Source organism: uncultured Campylobacter sp. (assembly GCF_905373215.1).
In the GTDB taxonomy this organism is placed as follows: domain Bacteria; phylum Campylobacterota; class Campylobacteria; order Campylobacterales; family Campylobacteraceae; genus Campylobacter_B.
Window position 1 is genome coordinate 1 of sequence record NZ_CAJPRT010000014.1, and the last position, 26,469, is coordinate 26,469.

Here is a 26,469-nt window from a genome sequence, read left to right on the forward strand (position 1 = left end):
AGGTGCGCGACATACTGCGCCAAAACGGTAAAATTTACACTCAACTTAAAATCGACGAGGTTACGAACCTAGGTGCGGTCAAGATCCGCCTGCGTAGCCTAAAAGCGACTATGATAGAGCGCGAAAGGCAAGGCGCGCAACAAGAAGCAAGAAAGGATGCGCGCTAATGTTTGCTAAATTTACGAAAGATATGAAAGCGACCCACACGATATTGATCCCCACGATGATCGATCCGCATTTTCGCTTTATGCAAGGCGTGCTGCGCGACGAGGGCTACAAGAGCGTCTTGCTCGGCGAAAATCGTCAAAATATCGTCGAGGAGGGGCTTCGCAGCGTGCATAACGACATGTGCTACCCCGCGCTGCTCGTCATAGGGCAGTTTATCGACGCGCTAAAAAGCGGCGAGTTCGATACGCACAAAGTAGCGCTTCTCATCAGCCAAACGGGCGGCGGCTGCAGGGCGAGCAACTACATAAATTTGCTTCGCAAAGCGCTTGAGGACAGCGGCTTTAGCTACGTCCCCGCGATCTCGTTAAATTTCGGCTCGCTAGATGAGAATGAATTTAGCCTCGGCAAAAAATCGCTTCTAAAGCTCTTTGCCGCGATATTTTACGGCGATTTGATGATGGGGCTGTATAATCAGTGCAAGCCCTACGAAAAGATCAAAAATCAAACGAATGAAATTTACGAACTATGCGCCGAGCGGATCAAAAATTTGACTGATCAAAGATCGTTTTTCAATCTCAAGAAAAATTTCAAATTTATCCTCTCACAGTTCGCTAAAATCGAGCGTGACGATAAGCCGCGAGTGAAGGTAGGCATCGTGGGCGAAATTTATCTCAAATACTCGCCCATCGGCAACAACGGGCTAAACGCCTACCTCATCCGCGAAAATGCCGAGCCCGTAAATACGGGACTGATGGACTTCGTGCTTACCTGCATCTACGATGCGGTTTACGACAAGCAGCTCTACGGTAAGGGCGGCGTGGCGTATTACGGTTCGCTTGCGGTCGCTAAGGTAGTGGAATTTTTCCAGCGCATGATGATTAGGCAGATGAAGCGCTTCGGATTTCGCGCGCCGAGCCCATTTAGCGAGGTTCGCGCCGCCGCCGACGGCTACATCGGTCACGGCGTGAAGATGGGCGAGGGCTGGCTGCTGACGGCGGAGATGGTCGAGTTTATGCGCCACGGCATACAAAACGTCGTGTGCGCGCAGCCCTTCGGCTGCCTGCCAAACCACATCATCGCGCGCGGAATGATCCGAAAGATCAAACAGAACTATCCGCAGGCAAACATCGCCGCTATCGACTACGACCCGGGCGCAAGCGCGGTAAATCAAGAGAACCGCATAAAGCTGATGCTTGCCAACGCAAATAGAAAGTAGCGCGCCGCATATCAAAAATGGCTTTGGAATTTTAAATTCTAAAGCCTGCCGTAAAATTTTAAAATTTAAAAGCAAGCTCGCGATGATGGTTAAATTTTGACGCGCAAATAGCTCGCTTCCTTCCGCGAAATTTCCTCGAGATTTTAAAATTTTAAAATCTTGGCAGCGCCATTGCGCCTATTTTGCCTTTTCCGTGCGTTTTGGCTTCAATTCTTGCGAAATTTCATCGGAATTTTATGGAAGTCCGCGCGGAATTCTACGCGCCGCCGCCATAGAATTCCACCGCAGAATTCTATTCCGCTGCGCCGTAAAATTCCACTCTCGTTAAGGCAAAATTTAATACAATCCGCTTTTAAATTTTACGAAGGAAGTTTATGAAATTTTGGATTTACGGCGCAGTTTTGGCGCTATGCTGTGGGATTTTTAGCGGATGTGCGAGTAAGAATTTGCCAGGCTACATGCAGGGGCGTGAGCATATCGTCGCAATGAGCGCGGCGTCTGGCGGTCAGCTGCGTATGAGTGGCGAGATTTACGATTATGTATTTGATGCAAATCTTAGTGCCGTGCGCGCTAAGGTCGCGAGTCTGGCGTCGCTAAATAAAGACGCGATAAGGCGCAACGTAAGTATGCTCACGATCGACAGATACAACGAGGGCAGCGATGCCGCGTATATTCAGCACGAAATCGAGCTCGTAAAATACGATCTGCCGCTATCCGTGCAGGCTAAGCTGATGGACGACCCAGAGCAGCTGGAGCCCGCGTATAGTTCTACGTTTCGCTACTCTTATCTGATCGAAGGCAAATATTTTAAGCGCTTAAAAGATCACGACGAGCTGCGCAGATCGCACCGCCTAAGCGTACCGATCGAATACCCCGCGCGTATAGCGGTCGATAGCGGGATCAAAAGCGAGCGCGACGCGAAAATGGATACCGACATACAAGGGCTCATCGTGATGCCGCTAATGATGCCAGTGCTGCTTTTAGGCAGTATCCTAAGCGGCTGAAATCAGCTGAATCACGGAAGTGAAATTTAATTGATTTAAATTCTAAGGTAGTGGCGGACAGAGAGGGATTTGAACCCTCGAGCCCCGGTTAGAAGCTGCACCCTTAGCAGGGGTGTGGTTTCGGCCACTCACCCATCTGTCCACAAAAAGAAATCGCATTATACATAACTAATCTAATAATGGGCTTAAAAATTAGCTCAGTCCGCGGAATTTATCACCTCGCGGATATTTGAGCTGGCGGCACAAAGAGCTATAATGAGTCAAAACATCCGGCGGAGATAATTTATACTTGCTTACACAGCTTATGCGAAACTTAAAACTTATGCGAGCTTTTAAAGTCTGTGCGAGCAAAAAATTCGCGTCCATGCGTTATTTTGCAGCAAAATTTTAAAATTTAAATTCAGTCGGGCGCGAATTTTAAAATCCGGCTTACAAACAAAATTTCAAAACCCCGTGTAAGCGCAAGATTTTAGGATTTTACGATCTGCGTAATTCTGAAATTTTAAGCATATTTAAGCTTTAAAATTTAGAAAATTTCAAAGCTTAAAAATTTCAATAATTTTGGTTGTGAGGATTTTAAAATTCCAAATTTTAAAATTGATGACACTCTAAGATCTCGCAAATATAAAAATCTTTAAAATTCTAAGAATTCCAAAGGCTATAAATTCTAAAATTTCAATATCAATCGGATTCTAAAACCCCGTTAGCTAAAGCGTTTTAAATTCCAAGAATTCCAAATATGTGCGATTTATTCGCCTAGAGCTTTGTCGATGAGCTTGACGTCTTCGCTTGCGCTGCCGTCGATGACTAGGGCTTGATCGCCGCCACTTACAGCGCTTTTTCCGTTAAATTTTGCGCCGACTTCGATGCCGAAGCTTTGCGATAGCACGTCGCCTACGAGCACACCGCCGCCTAGCAGCTCGACGAGCTCGGCTTCGATATTGCCGAAAAATTTGCCGCTGATTACGATATGTTTGGCTCTAATCGAGCCGCGCGCGGTACCGTTTTTACCGATGACGACGGTGTTATCGGAGATCACGTCGCCTTCGACATTGCCATCGATATGCAAAATGCACGACAGGTGCAGCTCTCCTTTGATGAGCGTGCCTGACGAGATTATTGTTGTTTGAGCGGTGTTTGCATCGCCTTTATTAAAGATTGCCATGGGACATCTTCCTCCTTAGTAAAAATTTCTTTGTAATTTTTTTCGTTCCAGTTGATGAAATTTAGCGGATCTAGCGGCAGCTGTAAAAATCTAATCTCGTAGTGCAGATGGGGCCCGGTGCTAAGCCCGGTGTTACCGCTAAAAGCGATAAGATCGCCTTTGTTTACAAACTCGCCTACTTTGCGAGTTAAGTTTGAATCCAAATGCGCATATCGTGTCGTAAAGCCGTAATTATGTCGGATCTCGACTAGATTGCCGTAGCCCGTAGCACCCGCGCCGCTGTATTGGATGATACCATCTGCAGGTGCGTATATAGGCGTTTTAGGCGGCGTACGTAGATCAACGCCCGGGTGAAACTGCTTGCGCTTTAAGATGGGATGGTTGCGCCAGCCGAATTTCTCGCTGAGCTGATGAGTGCGCATGACTCTGCCGTTTGGGATCTGCATAAAAATTTCTTTTATCAGCGCGTCGGAGAATTTTTCGTTGATGATCTTTTGCGCGCGCTCTTTGATCTCTTGTTCGGAAGTGGGCTTGATGTGAGATAAGCGGTCGATCGCGCGCTCATCTTCCTCAGGATCAAGCCCAAACTGATGCTCCAAATCCGAAATTTTACCCTCGATGGCTTCAAATTCCATTTGACTTGCCGCGATACCGTCGCGAAGTTTTTGATTTAGCTCGTTAAGCTCGGTTTTGGTTCGCGAAAGGCTGTCGATTTTAGAGCCCAGGTACCTGATATATAGCGCACCCGTGACAAAAACGGTAAAAACAAATAGTACCAAATATAACGCGATCTTTTTGATGATTTGCGAGAGCAAAAAATTCCTAGAGCCGTTAAGGTCGGTTATGGTTATCATAAATTTGTTTTTCATAATGCGGCATTATAATGCAGCATAGCTGAAATTTCAAAAAAATTGTAGATAAATTTAAAAGCTATTTAATTTCAAAATTTCACTAAAAGATAAAATTTATTACTTAGTATAATTATAATTTAAGAAAATCTTGCTATAATTACAGCAATTTTAAATAAAGGAGACACAATGTCAAAAACAGTAAAACAACTAAACAAACTTCAGGCGGACGCTCATGCGTTCTTTGTTGCATTCCACGATTATCATTGGAATGTTAAGGGCTTACAATTCGCGCAGGTTCACGCTTACACCGAGAAAGCATACGACGAAATGGGCGAGCTCTTCGACGATATGGCTGAGCGCGCACTTCAAATAGGTGGCAAAGCCGTAACTAAGGCCAAGGATCTAATTGAGCTTTCAAAAGACGCTCCGATTAGCGTAAAAGATAGCTATAGTGTATCTGAGGTACTTGAGGATGTTAAAAAAGCCTATGAGTATTTGGTAAAAGAATTTAAAAAGCTTCAAGAAGTAGCCGAAGAAGAGGGCGACGATACGACTTCAAATATCGCGCAGGATCACTATGGCGATTATGAAAAACGCCTATGGATGCTAAGCTCAATGCTAAGCAAATAATCCTTGCAAATCCTTTCAAAATTATTAGGGGCATATGCCCCTAAAATCCATTAAAGTTAATATTGAAATTTCAAAAAATTTTAAAATTCTAAGATTATAATTTCACGCTAAAATTTTAAATTATGCTTGAAAACTGAAGCTAAATCGCTCATTCAAAGCAAAATTCATGTAGGTTTTAAATTTAATATCGTTGAAATCTAACTCATTCGCCATGTAAAAGTATAACTCTTTTTATAAAGCTCGGTTTTATTTAAAATTTCCTTGCCGATTTCAAATTTCATAGCCGTAAAAATTCTAAAAGCCAAGGCTTTGTAGCTAAAGAGTGGCATTTGCTAAGAGATCGTCTGTGATAAATTTATATTTCTTTTTAACGTCTGATGATAAATTTTAGCTTGTAGTTTTACTATTTTGATTATTTTTAAAACCTCGGTGCTTATAAATGAAGCGGAATTTTAAAAATTTCAGAGAATTTCGCAAATTCCGTAAAATTTTGCAATTTCACGGAATTTTAGTTTTTATAGAATTAAGCTCTAGCCTTAAAAATTCTCTTCGGTATTTCGGTCGCTGACGCGGTCCCACGGTAGCTTCATTCCGCCTAGGATATGAAAGTGCAGATGCATCACCTCTTGACCTCCGTTTTCGCCGCAGTTGCAAACGAGACGGTATCCGCTCTTATCAAGCCCCATTTTGCGAGTTACTTCTTGGATAAAAGCGCTCATTTTACTCATCACTTCGGGAGGCGTTACTTGGAAGTTTTCGTAGCATTTTTTAGGGATCGCCAGGATATGGATCGGCGCTTTTGGGTTGATGTCGTGGAAGGCCAAAAATTCATCGTTCTCTAACACTTTGTTGCACGGGATTTCGCCGTTTACGATCTTTTCGAAGACGTTCATTTTAGATCCTTTTATGAGGGTTGAAATTTAGCCGCGATTATAGCCAAAAAATCCAAACACGCAAATTTACCTAGCTTTTATCAAATTTTAACTACAATCGCGCCATTAAATTTAACCACAAGGATAGAATTTGCAAGAAATTAAAGCAAAAATCGACGCCGCATCGAGCTTAAGTGAGCTGGAAGCCGTGCGCTTGGAGCTTTTTGGCAAAAAAGGCATCATAACGGCACTTTTTTCCGAGCTCAAATCCGCAGCGCCCGAGCAGAAAAAAGAGCTTGCCGTAAGCGCGAATGAAAAGCGCGATTATTTCGGCGAGCTCATCGCTGCAAAAAGGGCGAGCCTGGAGGTGGCGGAGCAAAAAGAGGCGATGAAAAATGAAGCAACCGACGTCACGCTTTTTAACGAAAACGTATACTGCGGCGCGCTGCATCCGGTGATGGAGACGATGGATAAGATCATCGACTACTTCATCGCGCAAAATTTCAGCGTCGAAAGCGGCCCGCTCATCGAGGACGACTTTCATAATTTCGAGGCGCTAAATTTACCCAAATACCACCCTGCGCGCGATATGCAAGATACGTTTTATCTAAATGATGGGCGGCTGCTACGCACGCACACCAGCGGCGTTCAGATCCGCACGATGGAGAAATTTAAAGCTCCGCCGGTGCGTATGATCGCCCCGGGCGCGGTCTTTCGCCGCGATATGGATCTAACCCACACGCCGATGTTTCATCAAGTGGAAGGCCTCGTAGTCGAGCAGGGAGACCGCGTGAGCTTTGCAAATTTAAAATACGTTTTAGAGGAATTTTTGCGCTATATGTTTGGAGACGTAAAGGTGCGCTTCCGCCCGAGCTTCTTTCCGTTTACGGAGCCAAGCACTGAGGTCGATATCAGCTGTATTTTCTGCCACGGCGAGGGATGCCGCGTCTGTAAGCAGACGGGCTGGCTCGAGGTGTTAGGCAGCGGCGTGGTCGATCCTAATGTCTTTAAAGCGGTAGGCTGGAAAAACGTCAGCGGATACGCATTTGGGCTCGGCGTGGAGAGATTTGCGATGCTGCTACATGGTATCCCCGATCTGCGCTCGCTATTTGAAGGCGATATTAGATTATTGGAGCAGTTTAAATGATAATAACGAGAAATTGGCTACAGGACTGGATCGACGTAAAAGAAATTTCAAGTGAGAAGCTGGCCGCTACGCTAAATTCCATCGGTCTTGAGATCGACGCGCACGATAAAATTTCACTTCCTAAAGGCGTCGTAGTAGGGCTCGTAAAAAGCAAACATCGCCACGAAAATTCCGATCATCTAAACGTTTGCGAGGTTGATGTCGGTAAGCAGAGCTTGCAGATCGTCTGCGGCGCGAAAAATGTCGAGGCAGGGCAATACGTCGCGGTTAGCCTAATCGGTGCCGTGCTTCCTAGTGGACTTGAGATAAAGCCCGCCAAACTTCGCGGCGTGGAGAGCTTTGGCATGATCTGCTCGGCAACCGAGCTTGGGCTTGCCAAGACGAATGACGGCATTATGGTGCTTGATAGCAGCATCGGCGAGCTCGTGCTCGGTAAGGAGCTGCGCGAGTATGAAATTTTTAATGATGATCTTATCGAGATCGAGCTTACCGCTAATCGCGGCGACTGCCTTAGCATCTTAGGCATAGCGCGCGATCTGGGCGCGGCACTTGATCTGCCGCTAAAGGAAAAGCACGAGTTTGAAGATGCCGACGGAGCGCCTGGTATCGGTAGAATTTTAAGCGTGCGTGCAAGTGATGAGGTAAGCGCTAAATTTGCTTTTCGAGCTTACGAGATCAAAGGCGAGCTGAAGTTAAATTTAAAGCAGACCTTGCGTCTTGCAAGCGTTGGTATTTTGCAAAGCTGCGCGGTGCAAAATTTCATCAACTACGCTACTCACTCTACTGGAGTATTGCTGCGCGCTTATGATTTTGAAAAGATCGCTTCCGCAGATGGCAAGGTAGCACTTGACATAAAGCCTATGCCAAACGGCGAGTTCGGCGTTTATGCGGGCAAGAGACTGCTTAGCGTAGCAGGGATTTGCCAAGACGCAGAGCTAAAGGCGTGTTGCAGTAGCAAAGTGGTGCTATTAGAGGCAAACTACACCGCGCCACTAATTATCGCCAAAGCAGTAAACGAAAACAAAAGCCTAAAAGGCGACGAGCATGTGTATCGCTCAAGTAGAGGCAGCGAGCCAAAGCTTAGGCTGGGGCTAGATCTGCTATTTAGATTGCTACTTAAAAATAAAGCCGTGAGCCTATATGCGGGCACACAAAAGATTTCAAACGCTTCAGAGCCGCTTATCGTGGGCTTTAGCGAAAAAGAGATAAACTCAATGATCGGCGCGCAAATTGCGCGCGATAAGATCGTAAAAATTTTAAAAAGGCTGGGCTTTGATGTGGGCGTCGAAGCCGATCTAATCACCGCCAAGGTGCCGCCTTTCCGCCACGATATCGTAAATTCTCACGACGTGTGCGAGGAGATAGTGCGTATCGTGGGCATAGACAATATCGCTGCCGCGCCGCTAAGCTTCTATGAAAAAAACCGCCTAAACGATACCTACGTAAATTTGCAAAACGGGCGTAAGCTTCGCAACAAGGCGGCAGCAGTAGGATTTTTCGAGTGCGTACATTATGTATTTGACGATGGCAAGGCGCTAGAAAGCTTAGGCTTTAAGCCGTGCAAGGTTAAAATTTTAAATCCGATCAATGGCGAGCTGGACGCGCTAAGACCGACGCTGATTAATCATCTGCTAGAATCTGCTGAGCGAAATTTAAAGAATTCCCGCAGAAGCGTCAAGCTTTTTGAGCTAGGAGAGGTGTTTGATGCGGACGGCTCGCAGAGCCTAAGGCTGGGCTTTATAGCTAGCGGACTAAAAGCCGAGCCCTCTATCGCGGCCGGCGCAAAACCCGCTGCGGTGGATTTTTTGTATTTTGCAAATTTAATCCAAAGCGTCATCGGTAAATTTAAGGTCAGGCTGCCCGGCGAAAATTTGAAATTTTTAAGCGAATTCGAGCAGGCGCAGATCGAGCAGGGCGGCGAGATAGTGGGCTTTATCGGGCGCGTGGATTACGCCGTAGAAGCAGGGCGCGATCTGGATAAAAGCTATCTGTGCGAGATCGATTTTTCCAAGCTTAAATTTGAAAATATCGTAGCGGACGTTTATTCGAAATTTCCTAGCGTATCGCGCGATCTAAGCATTTTGGTGCCTAGCGGAATGCGCTTCGAGCAGATCAAAGAGTGTATAGACGCCCTTAAAATCGAGGCGCTAAAGGAGCTTATCCCAAGCGATCTTTATAGCGACGAAAGCCTGGGCGATTCAAAGAGCCTGACGATCAGACTTGTATTTCAAGACCTTCAAAAAACGCTCTGCGATGAGGAAGTGGCGGGCTTTACCGATAAAATTTTAGCCGCGCTTAGCAGCGAGCTGGGACTTGGGCTGCGATGAGAATTTTTGCGCAAGCGGGCCCTTTGCGGGCAGAGATTTCAAACATCGCAGCGGATAAATCGATCTCGCACCGTGCGGCGATCTTTTCGCTGCTAGCGGAGGGGACGAGCAAAATTTCAAACTATTTAGCCGCCGAGGATACGCTAAATACGCTAAAGATCGTGGAGCTTTTGGGCGCTAGTGTACAGCGCGTAGAGGGCGAAATTCTGATCACTCCGCCGGAGGTTATCAAAGAGCCTAATGTCCCGCTTGATTGCGGTAACTCGGGCACCGCTATGCGACTATTTATGGGTTTTTTGGCGGGACGAGAGGGCTTTTTCGTGCTGTGCGGCGATCGCTATCTAAGCGAGCGTCCGATGAGGCGCGTTGCGGATCCGCTTTGCAAGGTGGGCGCTAAAATTTACGGACGAGCAGGCGGCGAAAAGGCGCCTATTGCGGTGCTCGGGCAAAAGCTCGGGTATTTTGAATACGCGAGTAAAATTGCGTCCGCGCAGGTAAAGACCGCTCTCATTTTAGCGGCCTTGCGCGGCAGCGGGTGTAAATTTAGCGAGCCCGAGCTTAGCCGCGATCATAGCGAGCGGATGCTAAAAGCAATGGGCGCGCAAATTTCGCGAAACGGCCTTGCGATCGAAGTCGCACCGCTTAGCTCGCTGCTTAAACCGCTTGAAATTTTTATTCCAAACGACCCCAGCTCGGCATTTTTCTTCGCCGTCGCCGCAGCGATAATCCCGGGCTCGCGCATCGTGCTAAAAAATATGCTGCTAAACAAAACTCGCATAGAGGCGTATGAAATTTTAAAACGCATGGGCGCCGAGGTAAAATTTCATAAAACGAGCGAAATTTACGAGCAGATCGGAGATATAGAGGTCGCTTACGCGCCGCTTCACGCCGTAGAGGTGAGCGAAAATATCTCGTGGCTGATAGACGAGGCGCCTGCGCTTGCGATCGCCTTTGCCTGTGCACAGGGAAGTAGCGTGCTTAGAAATGCCGCCGAGCTGCGCGTGAAGGAGTGCGACCGCATAAAGGTAACCTGCGAAGGGCTTCGCGCCTGCGGTATTAAGGCGCGCGAGCTACAGGACGGCTGGCAGATCGAAGGTGGCGAGGCGAACGCGGCGATCATCACGCCGTGCGGCGACCATCGTATCGCGATGAGTTTTGCGATTTTGGGCTTAAGATCGGGGATGATCGTCGAGGATAGCGATTGTATCGCGACGTCGTTTCCGAACTTCGCCGCGATTTTAAGACAGATCGGAGCCGGTGTTGAAGATTGAGATGGCCAAAAGCTACGGCTTTTGCTTTGGCGTCAAGCGTGCGATCAAGATCGCAGAAAGCGCCGGCGAGGCGGCTACGATAGGCGAACTCATACATAACGCCGAAGAGATCAATAGGCTAAGGCAAAATTTCGGCGTCAAAACCCTGGGGGGCGTTAGCGAGATCAAGGACGAGCAAAAGCTCATCATCCGCACGCACGGCATCCAAAAGGACGATCTGCAAAACCTAAAAGCGCAAAACAAGCAGCTCATCGACGCTACCTGCCCTTTCGTAACCAAGCCGCAGCAGATCGTAGAAAAGATGAGCGCGGAAGGCTATGATATCGTAATCTTCGGCGATAAAAATCATCCCGAGGTAAAGGGTGTGAAATCCTACGCAAAATCACGCGTATTCGTGATCATGGATACGAAGGAACTGCAAGACGTCAAGCTCGGCTCGCGCGTCGCGCTCGTTTCACAGACTACGAAAAAGATAGAAAGCTTTACTAAAATCGCGGATTTTTTGATACAGCGCGCAAGGGAGCTGAGAATTTTTAATACGATTTGCAATGCGACGCTGGAAAATCAAGAGGCTGTAAAAAGCCTGTCACAAAAGGCCGACGTGATGATAATCGTAGGCGGGAAAAATTCCTCCAACACCAAGCAGCTTTTTTTAATTTCACAAAATTTTTGCAAAGACAGCTACCTCATAGAAAACGAAAGCGAGCTTGAACGCTCGTGGTTTGAAAACAAAAGCCTCTGCGGCATCTCCGCAGGAGCTAGCACGCCTGATTGGATCATCAAAAAAGTAGTGGCGCGAATCGAAAATTTAACGCGGAATTTATAAGCTCTCTTATCAAATTTACTCTTAGAAATTTATCAAATCGAAAGCAAATTTTGGCTAGAATCGCGCATTTTAGTTCTTTTCAAAAAAGCACAAATAAATTTAAAGGAAGCATATGGCTGAGGTGAACGAGAAGGTTCAAAACCACGCAGAGGAAGATTTTGCGACATTGTTAGAGGAGTATGACGCCGGGAAGTCTCGCGACGAGGTCGTCACAGGTAAGGTTATCGCCCTTAAAGACGGCGAGGTTTTTATAGACGTAGGCAGGAAGTCGGAGGGCATTTTAGACGCCGCCGAGGTTAGCGACGAGCAAGGAAACCCGCAGGTTAATGTAGGAGATGACATCAAAGTCGCTATTATCGGAAGCAGAGGCGGTCGCCCGGTCGTATCGTATAAAAAGGCCCTAAAGAAGGAAAAAGTAAAGGCGTTCATCGACTCCTATGATGAAAACGCAGAGAATGTTTATGACGTTAAAATTCTATCGTTTAATAAGGGCGGTTTCGTTTGTACTAACGCAGATGATGTGGAATTTTTTATGCCTCGCTCGCAAAGCGCGCTTAAAAACCCAAATGGCGCTGTCGGTAAAAATTTCAAAGTAAAGATCATCAAGGTCGATAGAGATGAACAAAGCATCGTAGTATCGCGCAAGAAGCTACTTGATGAGGATCGCAAAGCAAGCAAAGAGGCGATCGAGAAAGTAATCGCTACCGAGGGCATCATCGAAGGCGTCGTCAAAAAGATCACCACCTACGGTATGTTCGTAGACGTAGGCGGCGTTGACGGACTCGTGCACTACAGCGAAATTTCATACAAAGGCCCGGTAAATCCAAGCTCGCTCTACAAAGAGGGCGATAAGGTTCCGGTTAAAGTTATCAAATACGACAACGATAAAAAGCATCTCTCTCTTTCGATAAAAGAGGCGATGCCCGATCCTTGGAACGAGATCAAAGATAGCCTGGAAGTGGGCGATACTATCCGCGTAAAAGTAAGTAATATCGAGCCTTACGGCGCGTTTGTCGATCTTGGCAACGACATCGAGGGCTTTTTGCATATCAGCGAAATTTCATGGGATAAAAATATCAAAAATCCGAAAGATTTCATCAGCGAGGGCGAGGAGCTCGACGTCGAGGTCGTAGAGATCAACCCTAGCGAGCGCAGATTGCGCGTAAGCCTTAAAAATTTACTTACAAAGCCGTTCGACGAGTTTGTCGCTAAGCATAAAGTAGGCGACGTGCTAAAAGGCAGCGTCACTACGATTACAAATTTCGGCGCGTTTGTGAGGATCGACGGCGTAGAGGGGCTTTTGCATAACGAAGACGCTTCGTGGGATCGCGGCGAGAAGTGCAAAAATTTATTCAAAGTGGGCGACGAGATCGAGGTTAAGATCATCAAGATCGACAAAGACACTCAAAAAATTTCTCTAAACCACAAAGAGCTCGGCGATAGCCCGATTAGCGAGTTTGCCAAGAGTCACAATCAAGGCGATGTCGTAAAAGGCAAGATCCGCGATATTAAAGAGTTCGGAATTTTTGTCGAGCTTGGAGGCGGTATCGACGCGCTTATTCGTAAGGAAGATCTTGGCAACGTAAGCGTAGATAGCCTAAAAGTAGGCGACGAGATCGAGGCTGCGATCGCTTTCATCGATGAGAAGAAAAACAGAATCCGCCTAAGCGTGCGTAGGCTAGCTCATCAGAAGGAGCGCGAGGCGCTAAATGAGATCAATAGCAACGACGACGAGAAGCAAAGCCTAGGGGATCTAATCAAAGATCAACTAAATAAATAAAACTCTTTCCGCAAGGCATCCCCGCCTTGCGGACCTACTTCAAAAGGTTAAATTTAATGAAAACTATCATAGTCTGCGACGCAATCCACAAAATCGGTTTTGATATGCTTAAGCAAGAATCGGACGTTAAAGTAATCGACGCTACGAACGTGCCAAAGAGCGAGCTTTACGGAATTTTAGGCGATGCAGACGTCGCGATTACCAGAAGCTCTACGGCGGTGGATGAGAAATTCCTTGGCGCCGGCACCAAGCTAAAAGCGATCGTGCGTGCTGGCGTGGGCGTCGATAACTGCGACATCGATGGCTGCTCCAAACGCGGCATTATTTTGATGAACGTACCTACGGCAAACACCATCGCCGCGGTCGAAATGACCATGTGTCATCTGCTGAATGCTGCGCGCAAATATGTAAATTCCTGCAACGATCTGAAAATTAATAGAATTTGGAAGCGCGAGAAATGGTATGGTACCGAGCTTTATAAAAAGAGCCTCGGCATCATCGGCTTTGGAAATATCGGTTCGCGCGTGGGGGTTCGCGCGCTTGCGTTTGGGATGAACGTCATCGCCTATGATCCCTATATCGAGCCTGAGAAGGCCACGAAGCTCGGTGTAAAATATACGAAAAATTTCGACGAAATTTTATCTTGCGACTTCATCACGATCCATACGCCGAAAAATCAAGAGACGATAAATATGATAGGCGAGCCGCAAATAGCGAAGATGAAATACGGCGTGCGCCTAATAAACTGCGCCAGAGGCGGGCTATATAATGAAAAAGCGCTCGCAAACAATCTACGCAGCGGCAAGATCGCGTATCTCGGCATAGACGTTTTCGATAAGGAGCCTGCGACCGATCACGAGCTTTTGGATATCGAAAATTTAAGTGCGACTCCGCATCTTGGAGCAAATACGCTCGAATCGCAAAGCAATATCGCCCGGGAAGCCGCAGAGCAGGCGATCAGCGCCGCGCGCGGCTTAAACTATCCAAACGCTTTAAATTTGCCGCTTAAGCTCGAGGATCTGCCACGCGGTATCGAGCCGTATATAAATTTGGTCTCCAAAATGGCCTATCTTGCGGCGCAGATCAACAAAGGTCCGATCAAATCGATTCGCATCGAGGGCAGCGGCGAGGTGGTGCAGTATCTAAAATCGATGCTCGTTTTTGCCATCGTCGGCGCACTACACGATTCTTTGGGCGACTCGCTAAATTACGTCAACGCTAAATTTCTTGCCGACGAAAAGGGGATTGAGACGAGCTTCGGCGAGCTTGCGCGAAGTGTTTATAAAAGCGAGATCTCGGTTAAGGTTACGACCGACAAAGCGATCTCAAATGTCGCGGGTACCGTCTTTGACGGAAGCGAGGAGCGCATCGTAAATATCGGCGGATTTAAGACCGATTTTAAGCCGAAAGGCAAGATGATAATCTTTAAAAACACCGACGTGCCGGGCGTTATCAAATCCGTAAGCACGATCCTAGCCGACGAAAACATCAATATCGCAGATTTTCGCCTAGGCAGAGGCGAGGAGGGGGACGCTTTGGCGGTTATTTTGGTCGATTCCGAAGTGCAAAAAAGCACGCTCGATAAGCTGGCGGCGCTTCAAACCTGCCTAATGGTGCGCTACGCGGCGCTTTAATCTTTTTCCGCTTAGGAGGCGGAATTTTAAATTTCGCCTCTCCCAAATTCTTTAATAATTTAAATTTACAATCCAGCCTACGACAGCGTTTGATGAGGCGACGCGGGAACGCGCGGCGAGGATTTTGGCGGAACTTGCCGTACGTACAGAGCCGGCGCTTGAGGTACGTTGCGGCATGCGTCCGGGCAGATACCTTTTAGCGTGCGGCTTTTGTAAGCGCCGCACGCTCTAAATTTAACTCTCGTCGCGGACTTGTTTTTAAATTTAAATTTCGTCCTTGCATATCTGCTTTTAAATTTCATCATCTCAGTGCTGCCGATTAAATTTTGCCGCTATGCGGGTTTGGCACTAAAAGCCAGAGGCTGCGATGCGAAACGCGGTAAAATTTTATAAATTTTTAGACACGGAGGGTGCTTTTGCCTCAAATTTATTTGCGGCAGGCGTTTCATTTCTTTGATCGTATCGCTCGTTTAAATTTCAGGCAGTTGCCGAGAGATCGCACTGCTGATTAAATTTTACGTTTTGCCGAAATTGCGCTTCTGTGAAAATTCCGCCCGGCCTAAATTTAGTCGATGCAAAATTTCAGCCGCAATGCGCCCTGCTAATTTGTGAGTTTAAGTGTTTCGATTAGGCTTAAAATTTTGCGGATCTGCGTTTGGTATTCGCGCGCGAGCTCTATGCTAGCGGGCCTATCAAAAAGCGTAGTTTCGAAAAGATCGGGCGCGCCTTTTAAAAATAGATATAAGCGCTCATCCATAAATACCGCGCTAAGGTCGAACTCGCCACTCGTTTCGCGATTTATTTCGAGCAGACGCTCCATAAATGCGGGCGTTAGCAGATAGCGCGCTTCTACTTTGTCATCCGCAAACACGCGAAAATCGCGCATAAAATCCACATCGTCCATCATCTCTTTTTCGCCGAAGATCTTGGCGTTTAGCTCCTTGCTTACCACTATCGTTTTGCCCGAGGTTTTTTTCGCGAGCTCGCAGATCAGTACGTTGCCGTCAAAGTCCATATAGTTATCGTAGAATATTTTGATCAACATAATCGCCGCCATGAGCGGATTATCCGTTCCCATATAAAACCTACCATTACTATGTACCTCGCTGAGACTAAATTTAATCCCGCAGTGCGCGCCCGTAATCCGATCCTCGCTTTTGATCTTAGATTTCCTATAAATTCTAAATTTTTGAAATTCCTCTTCTTGCATGCCGGTATATGGATCGTATTTTAAACCGGCATCTATATCGTTTATTACGGCGCGGACGAATATCTCTTTGTAAAATTTATAGTAGTGAATTTCCGCTTCGCTTTCTTGACTGGCGCAATGCATAAGAAATATCCAAAAGATCGGAAAAAAGATCAGGGCGCCCAAAAATTCGGCAATTTCTATAGAGGGAGTGTCTGCTTTAACGCCGTCTAGAAACACTAATACGAACAGGACCGCAAAAAAGGCGGCTATACTGAGGTAGTAATATCTATTAAAAACTCTAGCGCACGCTTTTTGCTCGATTAAAGTCTGCGAAATAGCATCTTGCAAAGAAGGCGACATATCTATCCTTGAGAAAAATTTCGCCCGTATTGTAGCGAAATTTAACGTGATTTATAAAGAGCGAATTCCGCCGCTTAATGAATAGTCGGGATCGAAATTTAATTTACGCGGGTCCGTGCGGCGTAAAATTTTAAAATCCTACTCTTTGAAATTAGATCCGCACTGGATTTAAAATTTAACGCATTGCATAAACTTATATTTCACGCGAGCCGCTTTCTAAAATTTGCATTAAAACCTTGCGATTACAGTATCCTGAGGGTGTCTGAGATGAAATACATAAAAATCCCGAGCCCGAACATCACGAAAAGCCCCGCAAATTCGATGTAAAGCTTCAAGCTTACGAGCCGCTTCGAGCTTAGCTCGTTTGCCTTCGCGCCGAAAAGTGCGGCTAAAAATATCACGACGCTCATTCCAAAACCGATAAAAAGCGCACTCGCGACGCTAAGCGCGAAGCTGCCGAGGCTGAAGGCAAGCACGAAAATAAGGATCGTGCCTGGGCAGGGCACGAGCGCCGCAGCAAGCGCGATAAGCCACTCGCGCCCTTTCTCGCCACCGCCAGTAGCGCCATTTTGCAGAGAGCGAGACGAGGTTTGGTTTTTTAAATTTGCAGAATTTGAAGCCTGTTTTTGCTTGTTTTGGCTAGATGAGCTTTCCTTTAAATTTGCGGCTAAATTTGAATCCGAATTTAGCTCTGCCGTTGCGGCACCTAAATTTTGAGTATCTAAATACCGCGCGGATTCGCCGCTTTGGATATTAAATTTAGAAAATTTATAGCTCTTTGACGCTGCGTGAGCGGAATTCCCGGAGTTTGAAAATGCCGCGTTTTTTAATCCAGCGCCTGTTCTTGCGGTGTTTGCGGCGGAAGTGCAAGCGGCGCAGGAGCAGCACGCATCGTGGTGGGCGCCCGATCTTACGCGGCGAGCTTTGTCGTAGATGATGAGCGCGGTTATGACGATGATCAGAAGCGCCGAAATTTTCGTGGTGATTGAGGCGGAGTTTGTGGAGACGAGCCCTGCGATGTTTTGCAGCACGAACATGCTCGCGCTTACCAAAACGAGAGCTCCTAGGACGTGCAGAAGCCCGATTTTAAGGGCAAATCCGAAGGCCTTGACGTAGCTGCCGCCATGGGCTAGGAAATAGCTCGCCGTTAGCAGCTTCGCGTGCCCGGGGCCTGCCGCGTGGAAAAAGCCATATATGAAAGAAAGCGCCAAGACCCATAGGATGGTGCTTGCGCTTGCATGCTCGCTGCTTGCGCGAAACGCCGTTTTGAGGCTTTTCATAAAATCCATCGTCTTTTGCGCGACAAATCCCAGCGAGGCCTCTTCGTGCGGCTCGCTCGAAATATTGCCGCTACCGGGCGAAACGCCGTTTTTGCTCGCGCTATTTTTCGCTAAATTTAAAGAGTTAGGCGGCGTCGCGAGATTTTGCGTAGAATGCGCGGAATTTAAAGAATTGTCTCGGATCGTCGTCAAATTTTCGCCCGCATCTTTATCTGCAGACGCCGCAGAATTTGCGGAATCGTTAAAATTTATCGCGGCGCTCCTGTCGCCCCCGTTTTGCGCTAAATTTGAATTATCGCCTAAAGAAGCCGCGGCGTTTTCGCTATTTTTCGCGGCGGCCTCTAAGTTTTCGCTGCCGAAGCGGTCGGAATTTGCGGAATCACCTTTCGCCTGCGCGTCTTTTTTGGCGGCTTTATTAATCTGCGCGAGAGTATCCGAGGCGGCGATATTTTTTTGTGCTTCTACTGCAGCTTCCGAAACGATATCGCCGACGGATCTTTGGTTTGATCTGCGCGCCGAGCTGGCATTCGGTTTAGCTTGCCCGCCTTGCGCAAGTTTATCCTCTGAGCCCGCAAGACTCTGCTCGCTAGATGCAACACCGCTCTGCGCTAAATCGGAGTTTGGCGCGCTTGAAATCAGCGGTTTTTTATCTGCGATCTTTGGCTTTTCGCCGCTAAATTCTATAAAAGTGGTGGCTAAATTTGAATTAGGCTTCGCTACAAAGCCCTCGCCCAGATTAATGGGCTTATCGTCAAGCATTTTGAAATTGAAAAATCCCTGATCGTCGTTAATGGAAATTTTAAGAACGCGGTTGTTTCGCAGTTCGAAGCCAACCTTTTGATCGAACTCGAACACGAGTCTGCCCTTTTTAACGAGGCTTATTGCGTTTTTAAAATTTCCCTTGATCTGCGTGCCTACGAGGTTGCTAAGCGCAGGCTTTACGTTTTTTGGCGCTTGATCGTAGAATTCCGCCTCGCAAAGATAATTTTTGGGGGTTAGATAATCGGTCATCGCCTTAGTTATCTCGGCAAGCTCGCTATTTTCAAGCTTGCCGTTGGAATTTATATCGTAGGTCTGCATTATGACGTCGGTAAAATTTTGAGAGAAAAGCCACGAAAAATGCAGGCTCACGATCTTGCCGTCTTGTGCGACGGGGGTAATGCTAACGTGCGCAGTGGGTGTATATAGGGCGCACAGAGCGCACGCAAATATCCGCGAGCTAAAGATCGCGGATAAAAGTAAAATTTTAATAAATTTCATCAACTACAAATTTTCTCCGAAAACGTCGATCGTCTTTTTCATCGTCTCGTACCAATCTAGCGGCAGCTGATCGATCTCCATCACCTTTGCGCCTGTTTGTGCGGCGATGGTTTGCGCTGCCTTTTTGGAAAACTGCGGTGCGACGAAAATCACTTTGATCTTTTCCTCTTTGGCTTCCTCGATTAGCTCGGCCAAATCCGCAGGCTTAGGCTCTTTGCCCTCCACTTCGACTGCGATCTGCTCCAAATCGTATCGGTGTGCGAAATAGCCCCAAGACGGATGATAAACCATAAATTTCTTTCCCTTGACGCCCGCTAATTTCTGCTTTGCGTAAGCGTCCAGCTCGTCAAGTTTTTTAGCAAATTTATCAAAATTTGCTTCATAAATTTTAGCATCCTTAGGATACTGTTTGGTTAATGCGTCTTTAATATTTTTAGCTTGAATTTTTACAAGCTGCGGATCGAGCCAGATATGTGGGTCTAAACCGCCGTGATGGTGATGGTGCTCGTGCGCCTCGTGGTCTTTGTCACCATGCTCATGATGCGCGTCATGATCGTGATCATCGTGATGTGCGCTATGATCATGTTCGTCGTGATGGTGATGCTCTGCCATAGCCATTTTAGTGATGCCATCTTCGGTGCGGATTATCTTCATCTTCGGATACGATGCGGCAAGCTTTGGTAGCCAGACTTCATCAAATTCTATACCGACTGCAAAATACAGATCGCTATTTTCTAGCATTTTCATCTCCGAAGGCTTAGGCTCGTATGTGTGCGGATCAGCGCCTTTGCCGACCATCGTATTTACCTGCAGAGTATCACCTGCGATCTGTTCAACAAAATACTTCGTAGGAAGTATGGTCGTGGTGACCGTAGGTTTGGCGAATGCTACGCAACTAGCTGCTAAAAGCGTGAAAATAAGCTTTTTCATAAAATTCCTTTCCAAAAAAAATTGCGGAAGTATATCAAAAGCAACTTAGTTGCAACTTAATATAAATTTATCTAAATTTCGCTATCATCGCTTAAATTTTAAAAAAGGCGTAAAATGGATCCCAAAGATTTTTTAGCGAGTCACGATATCGCTCCTACTGCGCTTAGAGTGCAGATCGTGCAGATCCTAAGCGAGAAAAAATGCCCGGTAAGCTACGATGAACTAGTAGAACAAACGGGTGCTAATAAAACCACGATATATCGCAATATAGCGCTTTTGGAAGAGAAAAATTTGATAATTACCAGCGAGAATAATCATAAAAGCTTTTATGAGCTTACCGACGGCGCCAAAGCGTATTTTGTCTGCGAAAGCTGCCATAAAATGGAGGAGATTTCGATGCCAGCTTTGCCACAAAAAAATGTCAAAAGCGTGCTTGTGCGAGGATTGTGCGAGAAGTGCGGCGGCTGAGGCGAGAAATTTAATCAAAAGCGCCAAAGAAATTTGGCTAAAACGCTAGGGCAAAATTTAACCGATTTTTAACGGATTTTTATAAAACAAACGATATAATCCGAGCGTTTCATATTTTAAAAGGGAAAATTCAGTGAATAAAAACGATACGATAAAAGCAATAGAGAAGTTTGTAAGTTCTCAAGAAATGACGATGTTTCGCCTGAAAAAGGGTATCTACGGCGATGCGATGAAAAACCTGGATCAGGTTTTTACGCCGTATAAGGAGTTTGCCGAGTTTTTCAAAAATCCCGCAAATAGACTGCAAGAGCTGTTAGGCAACATCGCGTACGAATCGATTTTAAACTACACTGAAGCAGGGCTATCGCACTGCGAGAAGATCCACTCGATCTATTTTGTGGAATCCAAAGGATTTTTCAAAAGTGGGCTAAAGTATATCGAGCCTGATGCGACCGCGAGAGAAAGAGCCAAGAGCTATTACGACAAATTGCTGGAAAATAATGAGAAGCTTAATGAATATATCGATATCGGCTTGCAAAGGCTACATGGCTTAGAAGCGAAGGTTTTCGAGTAGGCCAGGCTAGCTTTGGGATTTGATTTGCGTGGCGAAATTCTATCGCAAATCCTTAGCGTTTAAAATCCTATGATTAAATTTCATACCTTTTACAGATCCACTTATATTATTTAATTCCGCGTTAGCGCCGCTTTTAATTGCGCATATAACAAATAGGGCGGCTTGAGCAATTCCGTGGCGGTAGGCATTATCCGATACTATCAAAGAAATAATCTAAATTTTTAAAGCTCAACGAAGCGGGTTAAAATAAGCAAGCTTGGCTAAATTCTTTGAAGAGACTAAAGCAGGCTCTAACATAAACTAGTGCTTAGTTGGAGTCTGCGAATTTGAAATTTTGTGGCTAGCGCGAACGGGAATTTAAAATTCTAGCGCTACTTTAGATTTCTGCGAAATGCGGAATTTTAAAGTAGGTATTGCGCCCGCAATAAGCAAAACGCAGGATTTGAAATTTTCTAAAAATGCTCGCTGCAAAGTAAAAATTTAAGAGCCAGGCTGCAGGGCGACGCAGCGTAAATTTTAATTTACTCTGTAGCGCAAAACGCATTCAGCAAGAAATATTTTTGGAAGCGGAAGGGGCGATAGAGAGCCGTAACGAATTATATTTGATTGCGCTAATACCGCATTGTTGGTATATGCAGTGATGCAGCCGATGCGTAAAAATTATTTAGCGGTGTCAAGGCGGAGCGTGCGGTGTAAATTTTAACTCGTTTTTTTTATTTATCATGCGAGGCAAATTTAAGCGGCTAAACTTATTACGATTAAAAAATTCTAAATGTGGATTAAAGCTTGGCGGCGAAATTAGCCTTGCTAGCACTCCGCTGCATCTTAATTTCGCCGTCAAGCAACTTTATTTATCTGCCTTTTCGGCTTTATATTGCGCTAGCAGGGTGCCTAGCTCATCTTTTATGCGAAGCTTTTCCTTCTTCATCGCATCGATCTCCAGATCGCTCATATGCACTCTGCCGGCCTGCGCGTCGGCGATCTTGTGATCCAGCTCGTCGTGTTTCTCAAAAAGCGAATCAAATCGTGCGTTTTTGCCTTTTAACTCAGTGATTAAATCTCTGTATTCATGAAACATGCTTTACTCCTTTGAAAAATTTATTCAAGTATATCAATAAAGCGCTTAAAACCTAATTTCAGCTATCAAATTTAGACTGAATTTCACGCATAAGATTCCAGATTTTAAGAGGTAGAATTTTAGTCTTTAAAAATTTAAAACAGGGCAAATTTAAATGATAAAATTTTAAGAGCAGAGCTTTAAAGCCCTGCCGCTTTCGCTATTTTCGAGACGAGATTTTTAGGTTATGAAGTGAGCTGTGAATCTTTATGATCTATAATCGGCGTTGATTTTTACGTAGTCGTAGCTAAGATCGCAGCCGTACGCGCTAAACTCGCCCTCCCCGAGCCCTAAATCGCACCAGATCGTAAAGCTTTTTTGCTGCATCACGGCGTGAGCCGCAGCCTCGCGCGCGGCGTCCAGCTCGCGATTTTGCGCATCATAAAGCAGCACGTCGTCGTATTTGATGCGCAGCTTTTCTTCGTCGCATTTGATGCCGCAGGCGCCTATGGTCGAGGCTATACGACCCCAATTCGGATCTTCGCCAAAGATCGCCGTTTTAACAAGCGGCGAATTGCTTAGCGCCTTCGCCGCCCTGCGGGCATCCCCAGCATTTGCGGCGCCGCTTACTTTAAATCGCACCAGCTTGGTTGCGCCTTCGCCATCTTTTACCAGCATCAGCGCAAGCTCATGCGTAAGGGCATTTAGCGCGGAGGCGAAAGCGTCCTTTTCGTAAGCGCATTTAGCGCTGCTGCAGAGCATAATCGTATCATTGGTGGAGGTATCGCCGTCGACGCTTACGGTGTTGAAACTCTGCTCCGCTGCCTTTTTTAGCAGCTCGTCCATATCAGCGCGTGGGATTTTTGCGTCGGTTAGGACGAAGCAGAGCATAGTTGCAAGCGCAGGATTGAGCATGCCTGCGCCCTTGCAAACGGCTGCGATGTGAAATTTATCGCCGTTTTCTAAAGAAATTTCATACGCAAGCTCCTTTTTTATCATATCTGTCGTCATAATGGCGGTGGCTAGGGCATCTGAGTTTCGCGCCGAGAAGTTAAAATTTTGCGCGGCGGCGATAATTTTTTCCTTTTTGAGGCGGTATCCGATGACGCCGGTGGAGCTCATAACGGGGTTTATCAGAGCGGTCTTTTTGCCAAGCTCGCTAAAAATTTCATCGATATCGGCGATGCCTTGCTCTCCGGTCATCGAGTTTGCGTTTTTAGAATTTACGAGGATAAAATTTGTTTTAAGCTCTCCGCCCGCGCGCTCCTGCGCCCTTTTGAAATGCCTAATCGGCGCGGCTTGAAATTTATTGCTCGTAAAGATCACGCTTATGGCAAAGGGCTCGTCCGCACGGATAAATCCCAGATCGTTCCCCTCTTTTTTAAAGCCCGAATTTACGCCATCAAAATAAAAGCCCTCGACATTCTGCAAGCCGCCCTCGAGCTTAGTGATTTTAAACATATCTCATCTCCTGCGGCTTGTATTTGCTGCGGATGAGCTTTTTGGTGTTACGGATGCCCTCTGCCGTGCCGATGACTAAAAATTTCACCCCAGTACCGATGAGGTAGTCGCCATCCGGCATCGGGATAAAGCGGCTGTTGGGCTCTTTGATTCCTACGACGTCGGCGTTTGTAAAATCGCGCAGGCGAGTTTCTTTTAAGCGTTTGAAGCGGATCCACGAAAAATCGGGCACCGTGATCTCCTCGATATCGATAAGCGAGTCTTTTTTATACAAAAATCGCTCCAAAATGTTTTCCATATCAGGGCGCACGCTGATTGCAGAGAGCCTTTGTGCGGCGAGTTTGGATGGTGAGACGATAGAATTTGCGCCGAGTTTTTTTAGCCTCTCGGTGTCGCTGTCATCATCGCTATTTGCCATGATGAAGTAGGGGGTGATGCGACCAAGCTCCTTTTCGTATAGGCGCACCAGCGAGATTATTGCGATATTATCGGCTAAATTTGGACTTAGCGTGATGACGGATTTTGCAGATGACAGATGGGCTTTTAGCATCGTGGTTTCTACGTGCGGCTCGCCTACGATGAAATATGGATAGCGGTTTTCTTCGGCGATTTTGGCTAGAGCGGGATCGGGGTCGATCACGACAAAAGGTAGATGATTTTCGCGAAACTGCTTGGCAAGCTCGGCGCAGTAGATGTTGTTGTAACAGATAATGTAGTGGTTTTTGAGCCTTGCGATGTTATTGATCATTCGTTGCTCCCTAAGTAAATTTTGAAGTTTGCCGTTTTTTATGACCTCGACGACGACGCCCAGGCAAAACGAAAAGGTTCCAAAGCCCATGAGGATGAATAAGACGGTAAAAATTCTACCCGCGGGCGATATCGGCGCTACTTCGGTAAAGCCTACCGTCGTAAAGGTCATGCCTGCTTGATAAAAGGCGTCTACGAGCGAAAAGCCCGCTATAAAGACGTAGCCTAATGTGCCGATTAGCATCATCAGCACGATGGTTATAAGCGGTAAGCGAAAAGGTCGTAGCTGGTCGTAAATTTCTGTGTAGAGGTTGATGTCCGGCTTAGTCGAGCCGGACCAGTCGAGGAATCGCTTGATCTTGTCCAAAACAGACATAAATTCCTCTTTAAGAGGTTATTTTGATTGTTTTTTCATAGTTCGTAGAGTTGAGGCGGCTACTTTGATTCGTCTGGTTGAGCCGTCTTCTAGCTGAACGCGGATGGTGCGTAGATTGACCTGGAATTTCTTTTTGGTCCTGTTATTTGCGTGGCTGACATTGTTTCCTACCATCGCACCTTTGCCGGTGATTGCGCATCTTCTTGCCATAATAAATCCTTGATGATTAAAATAAATGGCGATTATAGCGAAAAAATTTCAAATTATGCTTAAAATCCGCTGCGGTTTAAATTTAGCGAAATTTATGACAAAACTAAGTAAAATTTCGCATCTTGAAATTTTATAAGGAATCTTAATGTATGTAGCACCCAGCATTTTATCGGCGGATTTCGGCAGGCTCGCGGAGGAGATTCGCGCAGTCTGCGAAGCGGGCGCCGATCTCATTCACGTAGACGTGATGGACGGGCATTTTGTACCCAATCTCACGATCGGACCGCTCGTAGCAAGCGCCGCGGCAAAGGCGAGCAGCAAGCCTTTAGACATTCATCTGATGGTTAAAAACGTGCCGTTTTTCGTCGATCTTTTTTTGCCGCTAAAGCCGAAATTTCTTAGCTTCCACATCGAGGAGGAGAGCCATCCGCTGCGCCTCATAGATCATATCCGCCGCAGCGGCGTCTCGCCCGCGGTAGTGCTAAATCCGCACACTCCGCTTAGCGCGCTGGAGTTTATTTTGGGCGAGGTCGATATGGTGCTTTTGATGAGCGTTAATCCGGGTTTCGGCGGACAGAAATTTATCCCCTCGGCGCTTGAGAAAATTAAGCAGCTGCGCGAGCTGATCGATCGCAAAGGCGCAAAATGCCTCATCGAGGTCGATGGCGGCGTAAACGGGCTGAATATCGCAGATATCGACGAAGCGGGCGCCGACATCGTGGTGGCGGGCAACTACATATTTTCTTCAAACGACTACGCGGAAGCGATCCGTGCGCTTAAAATTTAGGCGCGGCACAGGGGTAAAATTTTGACGCATAGAATCGAAAATTTAATAAATTTACTGGCTCAAAAGAGCATAAATTATTACGATTTTATCTCAAAAGCAAGCGATATTGCCGAAATTACCGAGCTTTTCGAGCCCAAAGACCTTTCGATGTGGCGGGCGCTGGGCATAGAGATAATAAAGCTAGATAGCGGCAAAATCACGCTCAAAGCCCGCGAGACGGACATAGACGATCAGGAATTTTGCTTCGTGGACATCGAGACGAACGGCGGGCTCTCAAACGGACAGATCATCGAAATCGGCGCGATAAAAACGCGCGGTACGCAGGAGCTGGATCGCTTCGAGAGCTTCGTTTACGCGCCCGTCGTGCCTGAAAATATCACGGAGCTTACGGGGATCTGCGCGGAGGATCTGGTGGGCGCGCCGCCGCTAGCTAGCGTACTGGAGCGGTTTAGGCTGTTTTTAGGCGATAGCGTTTTTGTGGCACACAACGTCAAATTTGACTACGGTTTTATCGACGCGAGCCTGCAAAAATGCGGCTTTGGGATGCTTTTAAATCGCAGGCTCTGCACCGTCGAGCTCGCGCGCCGCACGATAGAGGCGCAAAGATACGGCCTTGGCTCGCTAAAAGAGCTTTTAGGCGTGCAAAACGTCCACCACCGCGCATTTAGCGACGCCATTTCCTGCTTTGAAATTTTCAAATTCGCGCTCTCGCGCCTGCCGTGGAGCGTGCAAAGTACCGAGGATCTGATACTTTTTAGCAAAACCGCAAAGAGCCTGGCGCTACCTAAGCCGCAGATTTCGGGGCGGGGCGAGGGCGAAATTTTATAAATCGCGCGCCGAATTAAGAGATGAAATTTTAATGAAATTTTGCTCCGT

The 26,469-nt window shown here is 46.6% G+C and carries 25 protein-coding genes and 1 tRNA gene; 14 read left to right on the forward strand and 12 right to left on the reverse strand.

Annotation, left to right across the window (positions count from 1 at the left end; all coding sequences use genetic code 11):
• Positions 1–166 precede the first annotated feature (166 nt).
• The 3 genes from QZ176_RS07335 (at position 167) to QZ176_RS07345 (ending at position 2,388) form a co-directional block, all read left to right on the forward strand.
• Positions 167–1,384 (forward strand): 2-hydroxyacyl-CoA dehydratase, encoded by a 1,218-nt coding sequence (locus QZ176_RS07335; protein WP_295152423.1) that lies wholly within the window; start codon positions 167–169, stop codon positions 1,382–1,384.
• On the forward strand, positions 1,362–1,484 hold the full coding sequence (locus QZ176_RS07340) for a hypothetical protein (protein WP_295152424.1): 123 nt from the start codon (positions 1,362–1,364) through the stop codon (positions 1,482–1,484). Before QZ176_RS07335 ends, QZ176_RS07340 begins: the two co-directional genes overlap by 23 nt.
• A gap of 274 nt (positions 1,485–1,758) precedes the next feature.
• Positions 1,759–2,388: a hypothetical protein gene (locus tag QZ176_RS07345; RefSeq protein WP_295152426.1), complete on the forward strand. Its 630-nt coding sequence runs from the start codon at positions 1,759–1,761 to the stop codon at positions 2,386–2,388.
• Positions 2,389–2,439: 51 nt separating this feature from the next.
• On the opposite strand, the gene QZ176_RS07350 is transcribed toward QZ176_RS07345, so the two are convergent.
• The 3 genes from QZ176_RS07350 to QZ176_RS07360 all read right to left on the reverse strand — a co-directional run bounded on the left by QZ176_RS07350 (position 2,440) and on the right by QZ176_RS07360 (position 4,425).
• Positions 2,440–2,530: transfer RNA gene (locus QZ176_RS07350), tRNA-Ser, on the reverse strand.
• A gap of 606 nt (positions 2,531–3,136) precedes the next feature.
• Positions 3,137–3,553 carry a polymer-forming cytoskeletal protein gene (locus QZ176_RS07355; RefSeq protein WP_005873147.1) on the reverse strand — a complete coding sequence of 139 codons (417 nt, stop codon included), beginning with the start codon at positions 3,551–3,553 and terminating at the stop codon, positions 3,137–3,139.
• Entirely contained in the window at positions 3,505–4,425 is a 921-nt protein-coding gene (locus QZ176_RS07360) for a M23 family metallopeptidase (protein WP_306528386.1), read from the reverse strand. Before QZ176_RS07360 ends, QZ176_RS07355 begins: the two co-directional genes overlap by 49 nt.
• 165 nt (positions 4,426–4,590) lie before the next feature.
• On the opposite strand from QZ176_RS07360, the gene QZ176_RS07365 reads away from it, so the two are divergent.
• Complete coding sequence (locus tag QZ176_RS07365) at positions 4,591–5,034, forward strand: Dps family protein (RefSeq protein ID WP_005873145.1); 444 nt, start codon at positions 4,591–4,593, stop codon at positions 5,032–5,034.
• A gap of 197 nt (positions 5,035–5,231) precedes the next feature.
• Here the strand turns inward: QZ176_RS07365 and QZ176_RS07370 are convergent, their stop codons facing one another.
• Together QZ176_RS07370 and QZ176_RS07375 are read right to left on the reverse strand one after the other, a co-directional pair.
• Positions 5,232–5,363 (reverse strand): hypothetical protein, encoded by a 132-nt coding sequence (locus QZ176_RS07370; protein ID WP_295152428.1) that lies wholly within the window; start codon positions 5,361–5,363, stop codon positions 5,232–5,234.
• A gap of 207 nt (positions 5,364–5,570) precedes the next feature.
• Entirely contained in the window at positions 5,571–5,927 is a 357-nt protein-coding gene (locus QZ176_RS07375) for a histidine triad nucleotide-binding protein (protein ID WP_177387424.1), read from the reverse strand.
• A 130-nt stretch (positions 5,928–6,057) separates the two neighbouring features.
• Between QZ176_RS07375 and pheS the strand changes: the two genes are divergently transcribed.
• The 6 genes from pheS (at position 6,058) to serA (ending at position 14,891) form a co-directional block, all read left to right on the forward strand.
• Positions 6,058–7,053: a phenylalanine--tRNA ligase subunit alpha gene (gene pheS, locus QZ176_RS07380; RefSeq protein WP_295152431.1), complete on the forward strand. Its 996-nt coding sequence runs from the start codon at positions 6,058–6,060 to the stop codon at positions 7,051–7,053.
• Positions 7,050–9,380, forward strand: a complete 2,331-nt coding sequence (pheT, locus tag QZ176_RS07385; protein ID WP_295152433.1) for a phenylalanine--tRNA ligase subunit beta — start codon at positions 7,050–7,052, stop codon at positions 9,378–9,380. Before pheS ends, pheT begins: the two co-directional genes overlap by 4 nt.
• The gene (aroA, locus tag QZ176_RS07390) at positions 9,377–10,651 is read left to right on the forward strand and encodes a 3-phosphoshikimate 1-carboxyvinyltransferase (RefSeq protein WP_295152435.1); all 1,275 of its coding nucleotides are present in this window, start codon (positions 9,377–9,379) and stop codon (positions 10,649–10,651) included. The genes pheT and aroA overlap by 4 nt, the downstream gene beginning before the upstream one ends.
• A complete protein-coding gene (locus QZ176_RS07395; protein ID WP_295152436.1) occupies positions 10,641–11,477 on the forward strand; it encodes a 4-hydroxy-3-methylbut-2-enyl diphosphate reductase in 837 nt (278 codons plus the stop codon). The genes aroA and QZ176_RS07395 overlap by 11 nt, the downstream gene beginning before the upstream one ends.
• A 112-nt stretch (positions 11,478–11,589) precedes the next feature.
• Positions 11,590–13,257, forward strand: a complete 1,668-nt coding sequence (locus QZ176_RS07400) for a 30S ribosomal protein S1 (RefSeq protein WP_295152438.1) — start codon at positions 11,590–11,592, stop codon at positions 13,255–13,257.
• A 56-nt stretch (positions 13,258–13,313) separates the two neighbouring features.
• Positions 13,314–14,891: a phosphoglycerate dehydrogenase gene (gene serA / locus QZ176_RS07405; RefSeq protein ID WP_295152440.1), complete on the forward strand. Its 1,578-nt coding sequence runs from the start codon at positions 13,314–13,316 to the stop codon at positions 14,889–14,891.
• Positions 14,892–15,492: 601 nt separating this feature from the next.
• Here serA and QZ176_RS07410 read toward each other — a convergent pair.
• The 3 genes from QZ176_RS07410 to QZ176_RS07420 form a co-directional block, all read right to left on the reverse strand.
• On the reverse strand, positions 15,493–16,443 hold the full coding sequence (locus QZ176_RS07410) for a DUF3137 domain-containing protein (protein ID WP_295152442.1): 951 nt from the start codon (positions 16,441–16,443) through the stop codon (positions 15,493–15,495).
• Positions 16,444–16,685: 242 nt separating this feature from the next.
• Positions 16,686–18,983: a DUF1007 family protein gene (locus tag QZ176_RS07415; protein ID WP_295152444.1), complete on the reverse strand. Its 2,298-nt coding sequence runs from the start codon at positions 18,981–18,983 to the stop codon at positions 16,686–16,688.
• Positions 18,984–18,986: 3 nt separating this feature from the next.
• Entirely contained in the window at positions 18,987–19,913 is a 927-nt protein-coding gene (locus QZ176_RS07420; protein WP_295152446.1) for a zinc ABC transporter substrate-binding protein, read from the reverse strand.
• 114 nt (positions 19,914–20,027) lie between these two features.
• On the opposite strand from QZ176_RS07420, the gene QZ176_RS07425 reads away from it, so the two are divergent.
• Both QZ176_RS07425 and QZ176_RS07430 read left to right on the forward strand, forming a co-directional pair.
• Positions 20,028–20,381 carry an HTH domain-containing protein gene (locus QZ176_RS07425; RefSeq protein ID WP_295152447.1) on the forward strand — a complete coding sequence of 118 codons (354 nt, stop codon included), beginning with the start codon at positions 20,028–20,030 and terminating at the stop codon, positions 20,379–20,381.
• A gap of 133 nt (positions 20,382–20,514) precedes the next feature.
• Positions 20,515–20,955 carry a hypothetical protein gene (locus QZ176_RS07430; protein WP_005873131.1) on the forward strand — a complete coding sequence of 147 codons (441 nt, stop codon included), beginning with the start codon at positions 20,515–20,517 and terminating at the stop codon, positions 20,953–20,955.
• A gap of 847 nt (positions 20,956–21,802) precedes the next feature.
• Here QZ176_RS07430 and QZ176_RS07435 read toward each other — a convergent pair.
• From QZ176_RS07435 to rpmB, 4 genes are all read right to left on the reverse strand, one after another.
• Positions 21,803–22,033 carry a YdcH family protein gene (locus QZ176_RS07435; protein WP_177387402.1) on the reverse strand — a complete coding sequence of 77 codons (231 nt, stop codon included), beginning with the start codon at positions 22,031–22,033 and terminating at the stop codon, positions 21,803–21,805.
• 246 nt (positions 22,034–22,279) lie between these two features.
• Positions 22,280–23,473: a bifunctional glutamate N-acetyltransferase/amino-acid acetyltransferase ArgJ gene (gene argJ / locus QZ176_RS07440; protein ID WP_295152449.1), complete on the reverse strand. Its 1,194-nt coding sequence runs from the start codon at positions 23,471–23,473 to the stop codon at positions 22,280–22,282.
• A complete protein-coding gene (locus QZ176_RS07445) occupies positions 23,466–24,596 on the reverse strand; it encodes a potassium channel protein (protein WP_177387602.1) in 1,131 nt (376 codons plus the stop codon). Before QZ176_RS07445 ends, argJ begins: the two co-directional genes overlap by 8 nt.
• Positions 24,597–24,614: 18 nt before the next feature.
• Positions 24,615–24,806, reverse strand: coding sequence for a 50S ribosomal protein L28 (rpmB, locus tag QZ176_RS07450; protein ID WP_040304421.1), 192 nt, complete (start codon positions 24,804–24,806; stop codon positions 24,615–24,617).
• 145 nt (positions 24,807–24,951) lie between these two features.
• Between rpmB and rpe the strand changes: the two genes are divergently transcribed.
• Both rpe and QZ176_RS07460 read left to right on the forward strand, forming a co-directional pair.
• Entirely contained in the window at positions 24,952–25,593 is a 642-nt protein-coding gene (gene rpe / locus QZ176_RS07455) for a ribulose-phosphate 3-epimerase (protein ID WP_295152451.1), read from the forward strand.
• Between the two features lie 21 nt (positions 25,594–25,614).
• The gene (locus QZ176_RS07460) at positions 25,615–26,421 is read left to right on the forward strand and encodes a 3'-5' exonuclease (protein WP_295152453.1); all 807 of its coding nucleotides are present in this window, start codon (positions 25,615–25,617) and stop codon (positions 26,419–26,421) included.
• Positions 26,422–26,469 lie beyond the last annotated feature (48 nt).

What these genes read in the sequence shown, in the direction of transcription:
- QZ176_RS07370 (WP_295152428.1), bottom strand. Translation starts at nt 5,363, where the DNA reads ATGCCACTCTTTAGCTACAAAGCCTTGGCTTTTAGAATTTTTACGGCT.
- QZ176_RS07445 (WP_177387602.1), bottom strand. Translation starts at nt 24,596, where the DNA reads ATGTCTGTTTTGGACAAGATCAAGCGATTCCTCGACTGGTCCGGCTCG.
- rpmB (WP_040304421.1), bottom strand. Translation starts at nt 24,806, where the DNA reads ATGGCAAGAAGATGCGCAATCACCGGCAAAGGTGCGATGGTAGGAAAC.
- QZ176_RS07425 (WP_295152447.1), top strand. Translation starts at nt 20,028, where the DNA reads ATGGATCCCAAAGATTTTTTAGCGAGTCACGATATCGCTCCTACTGCG.
- QZ176_RS07400 (WP_295152438.1), top strand. Translation starts at nt 11,590, where the DNA reads ATGGCTGAGGTGAACGAGAAGGTTCAAAACCACGCAGAGGAAGATTTT.
- QZ176_RS07415 (WP_295152444.1), bottom strand. Translation starts at nt 18,983, where the DNA reads ATGAAATTTATTAAAATTTTACTTTTATCCGCGATCTTTAGCTCGCGG.
- QZ176_RS07345 (WP_295152426.1), top strand. Translation starts at nt 1,759, where the DNA reads ATGAAATTTTGGATTTACGGCGCAGTTTTGGCGCTATGCTGTGGGATT.
- QZ176_RS07335 (WP_295152423.1), top strand. Translation starts at nt 167, where the DNA reads ATGTTTGCTAAATTTACGAAAGATATGAAAGCGACCCACACGATATTG.
- QZ176_RS07420 (WP_295152446.1), bottom strand. Translation starts at nt 19,913, where the DNA reads ATGAAAAAGCTTATTTTCACGCTTTTAGCAGCTAGTTGCGTAGCATTC.
- rpe (WP_295152451.1), top strand. Translation starts at nt 24,952, where the DNA reads ATGTATGTAGCACCCAGCATTTTATCGGCGGATTTCGGCAGGCTCGCG.
- QZ176_RS07355 (WP_005873147.1), bottom strand. Translation starts at nt 3,553, where the DNA reads ATGGCAATCTTTAATAAAGGCGATGCAAACACCGCTCAAACAACAATA.
- QZ176_RS07410 (WP_295152442.1), bottom strand. Translation starts at nt 16,443, where the DNA reads ATGTCGCCTTCTTTGCAAGATGCTATTTCGCAGACTTTAATCGAGCAA.
- argJ (WP_295152449.1), bottom strand. Translation starts at nt 23,473, where the DNA reads ATGTTTAAAATCACTAAGCTCGAGGGCGGCTTGCAGAATGTCGAGGGC.
- QZ176_RS07365 (WP_005873145.1), top strand. Translation starts at nt 4,591, where the DNA reads ATGTCAAAAACAGTAAAACAACTAAACAAACTTCAGGCGGACGCTCAT.
- pheT (WP_295152433.1), top strand. Translation starts at nt 7,050, where the DNA reads ATGATAATAACGAGAAATTGGCTACAGGACTGGATCGACGTAAAAGAA.
- QZ176_RS07435 (WP_177387402.1), bottom strand. Translation starts at nt 22,033, where the DNA reads ATGTTTCATGAATACAGAGATTTAATCACTGAGTTAAAAGGCAAAAAC.
- QZ176_RS07375 (WP_177387424.1), bottom strand. Translation starts at nt 5,927, where the DNA reads ATGAACGTCTTCGAAAAGATCGTAAACGGCGAAATCCCGTGCAACAAA.
- aroA (WP_295152435.1), top strand. Translation starts at nt 9,377, where the DNA reads ATGAGAATTTTTGCGCAAGCGGGCCCTTTGCGGGCAGAGATTTCAAAC.
- serA (WP_295152440.1), top strand. Translation starts at nt 13,314, where the DNA reads ATGAAAACTATCATAGTCTGCGACGCAATCCACAAAATCGGTTTTGAT.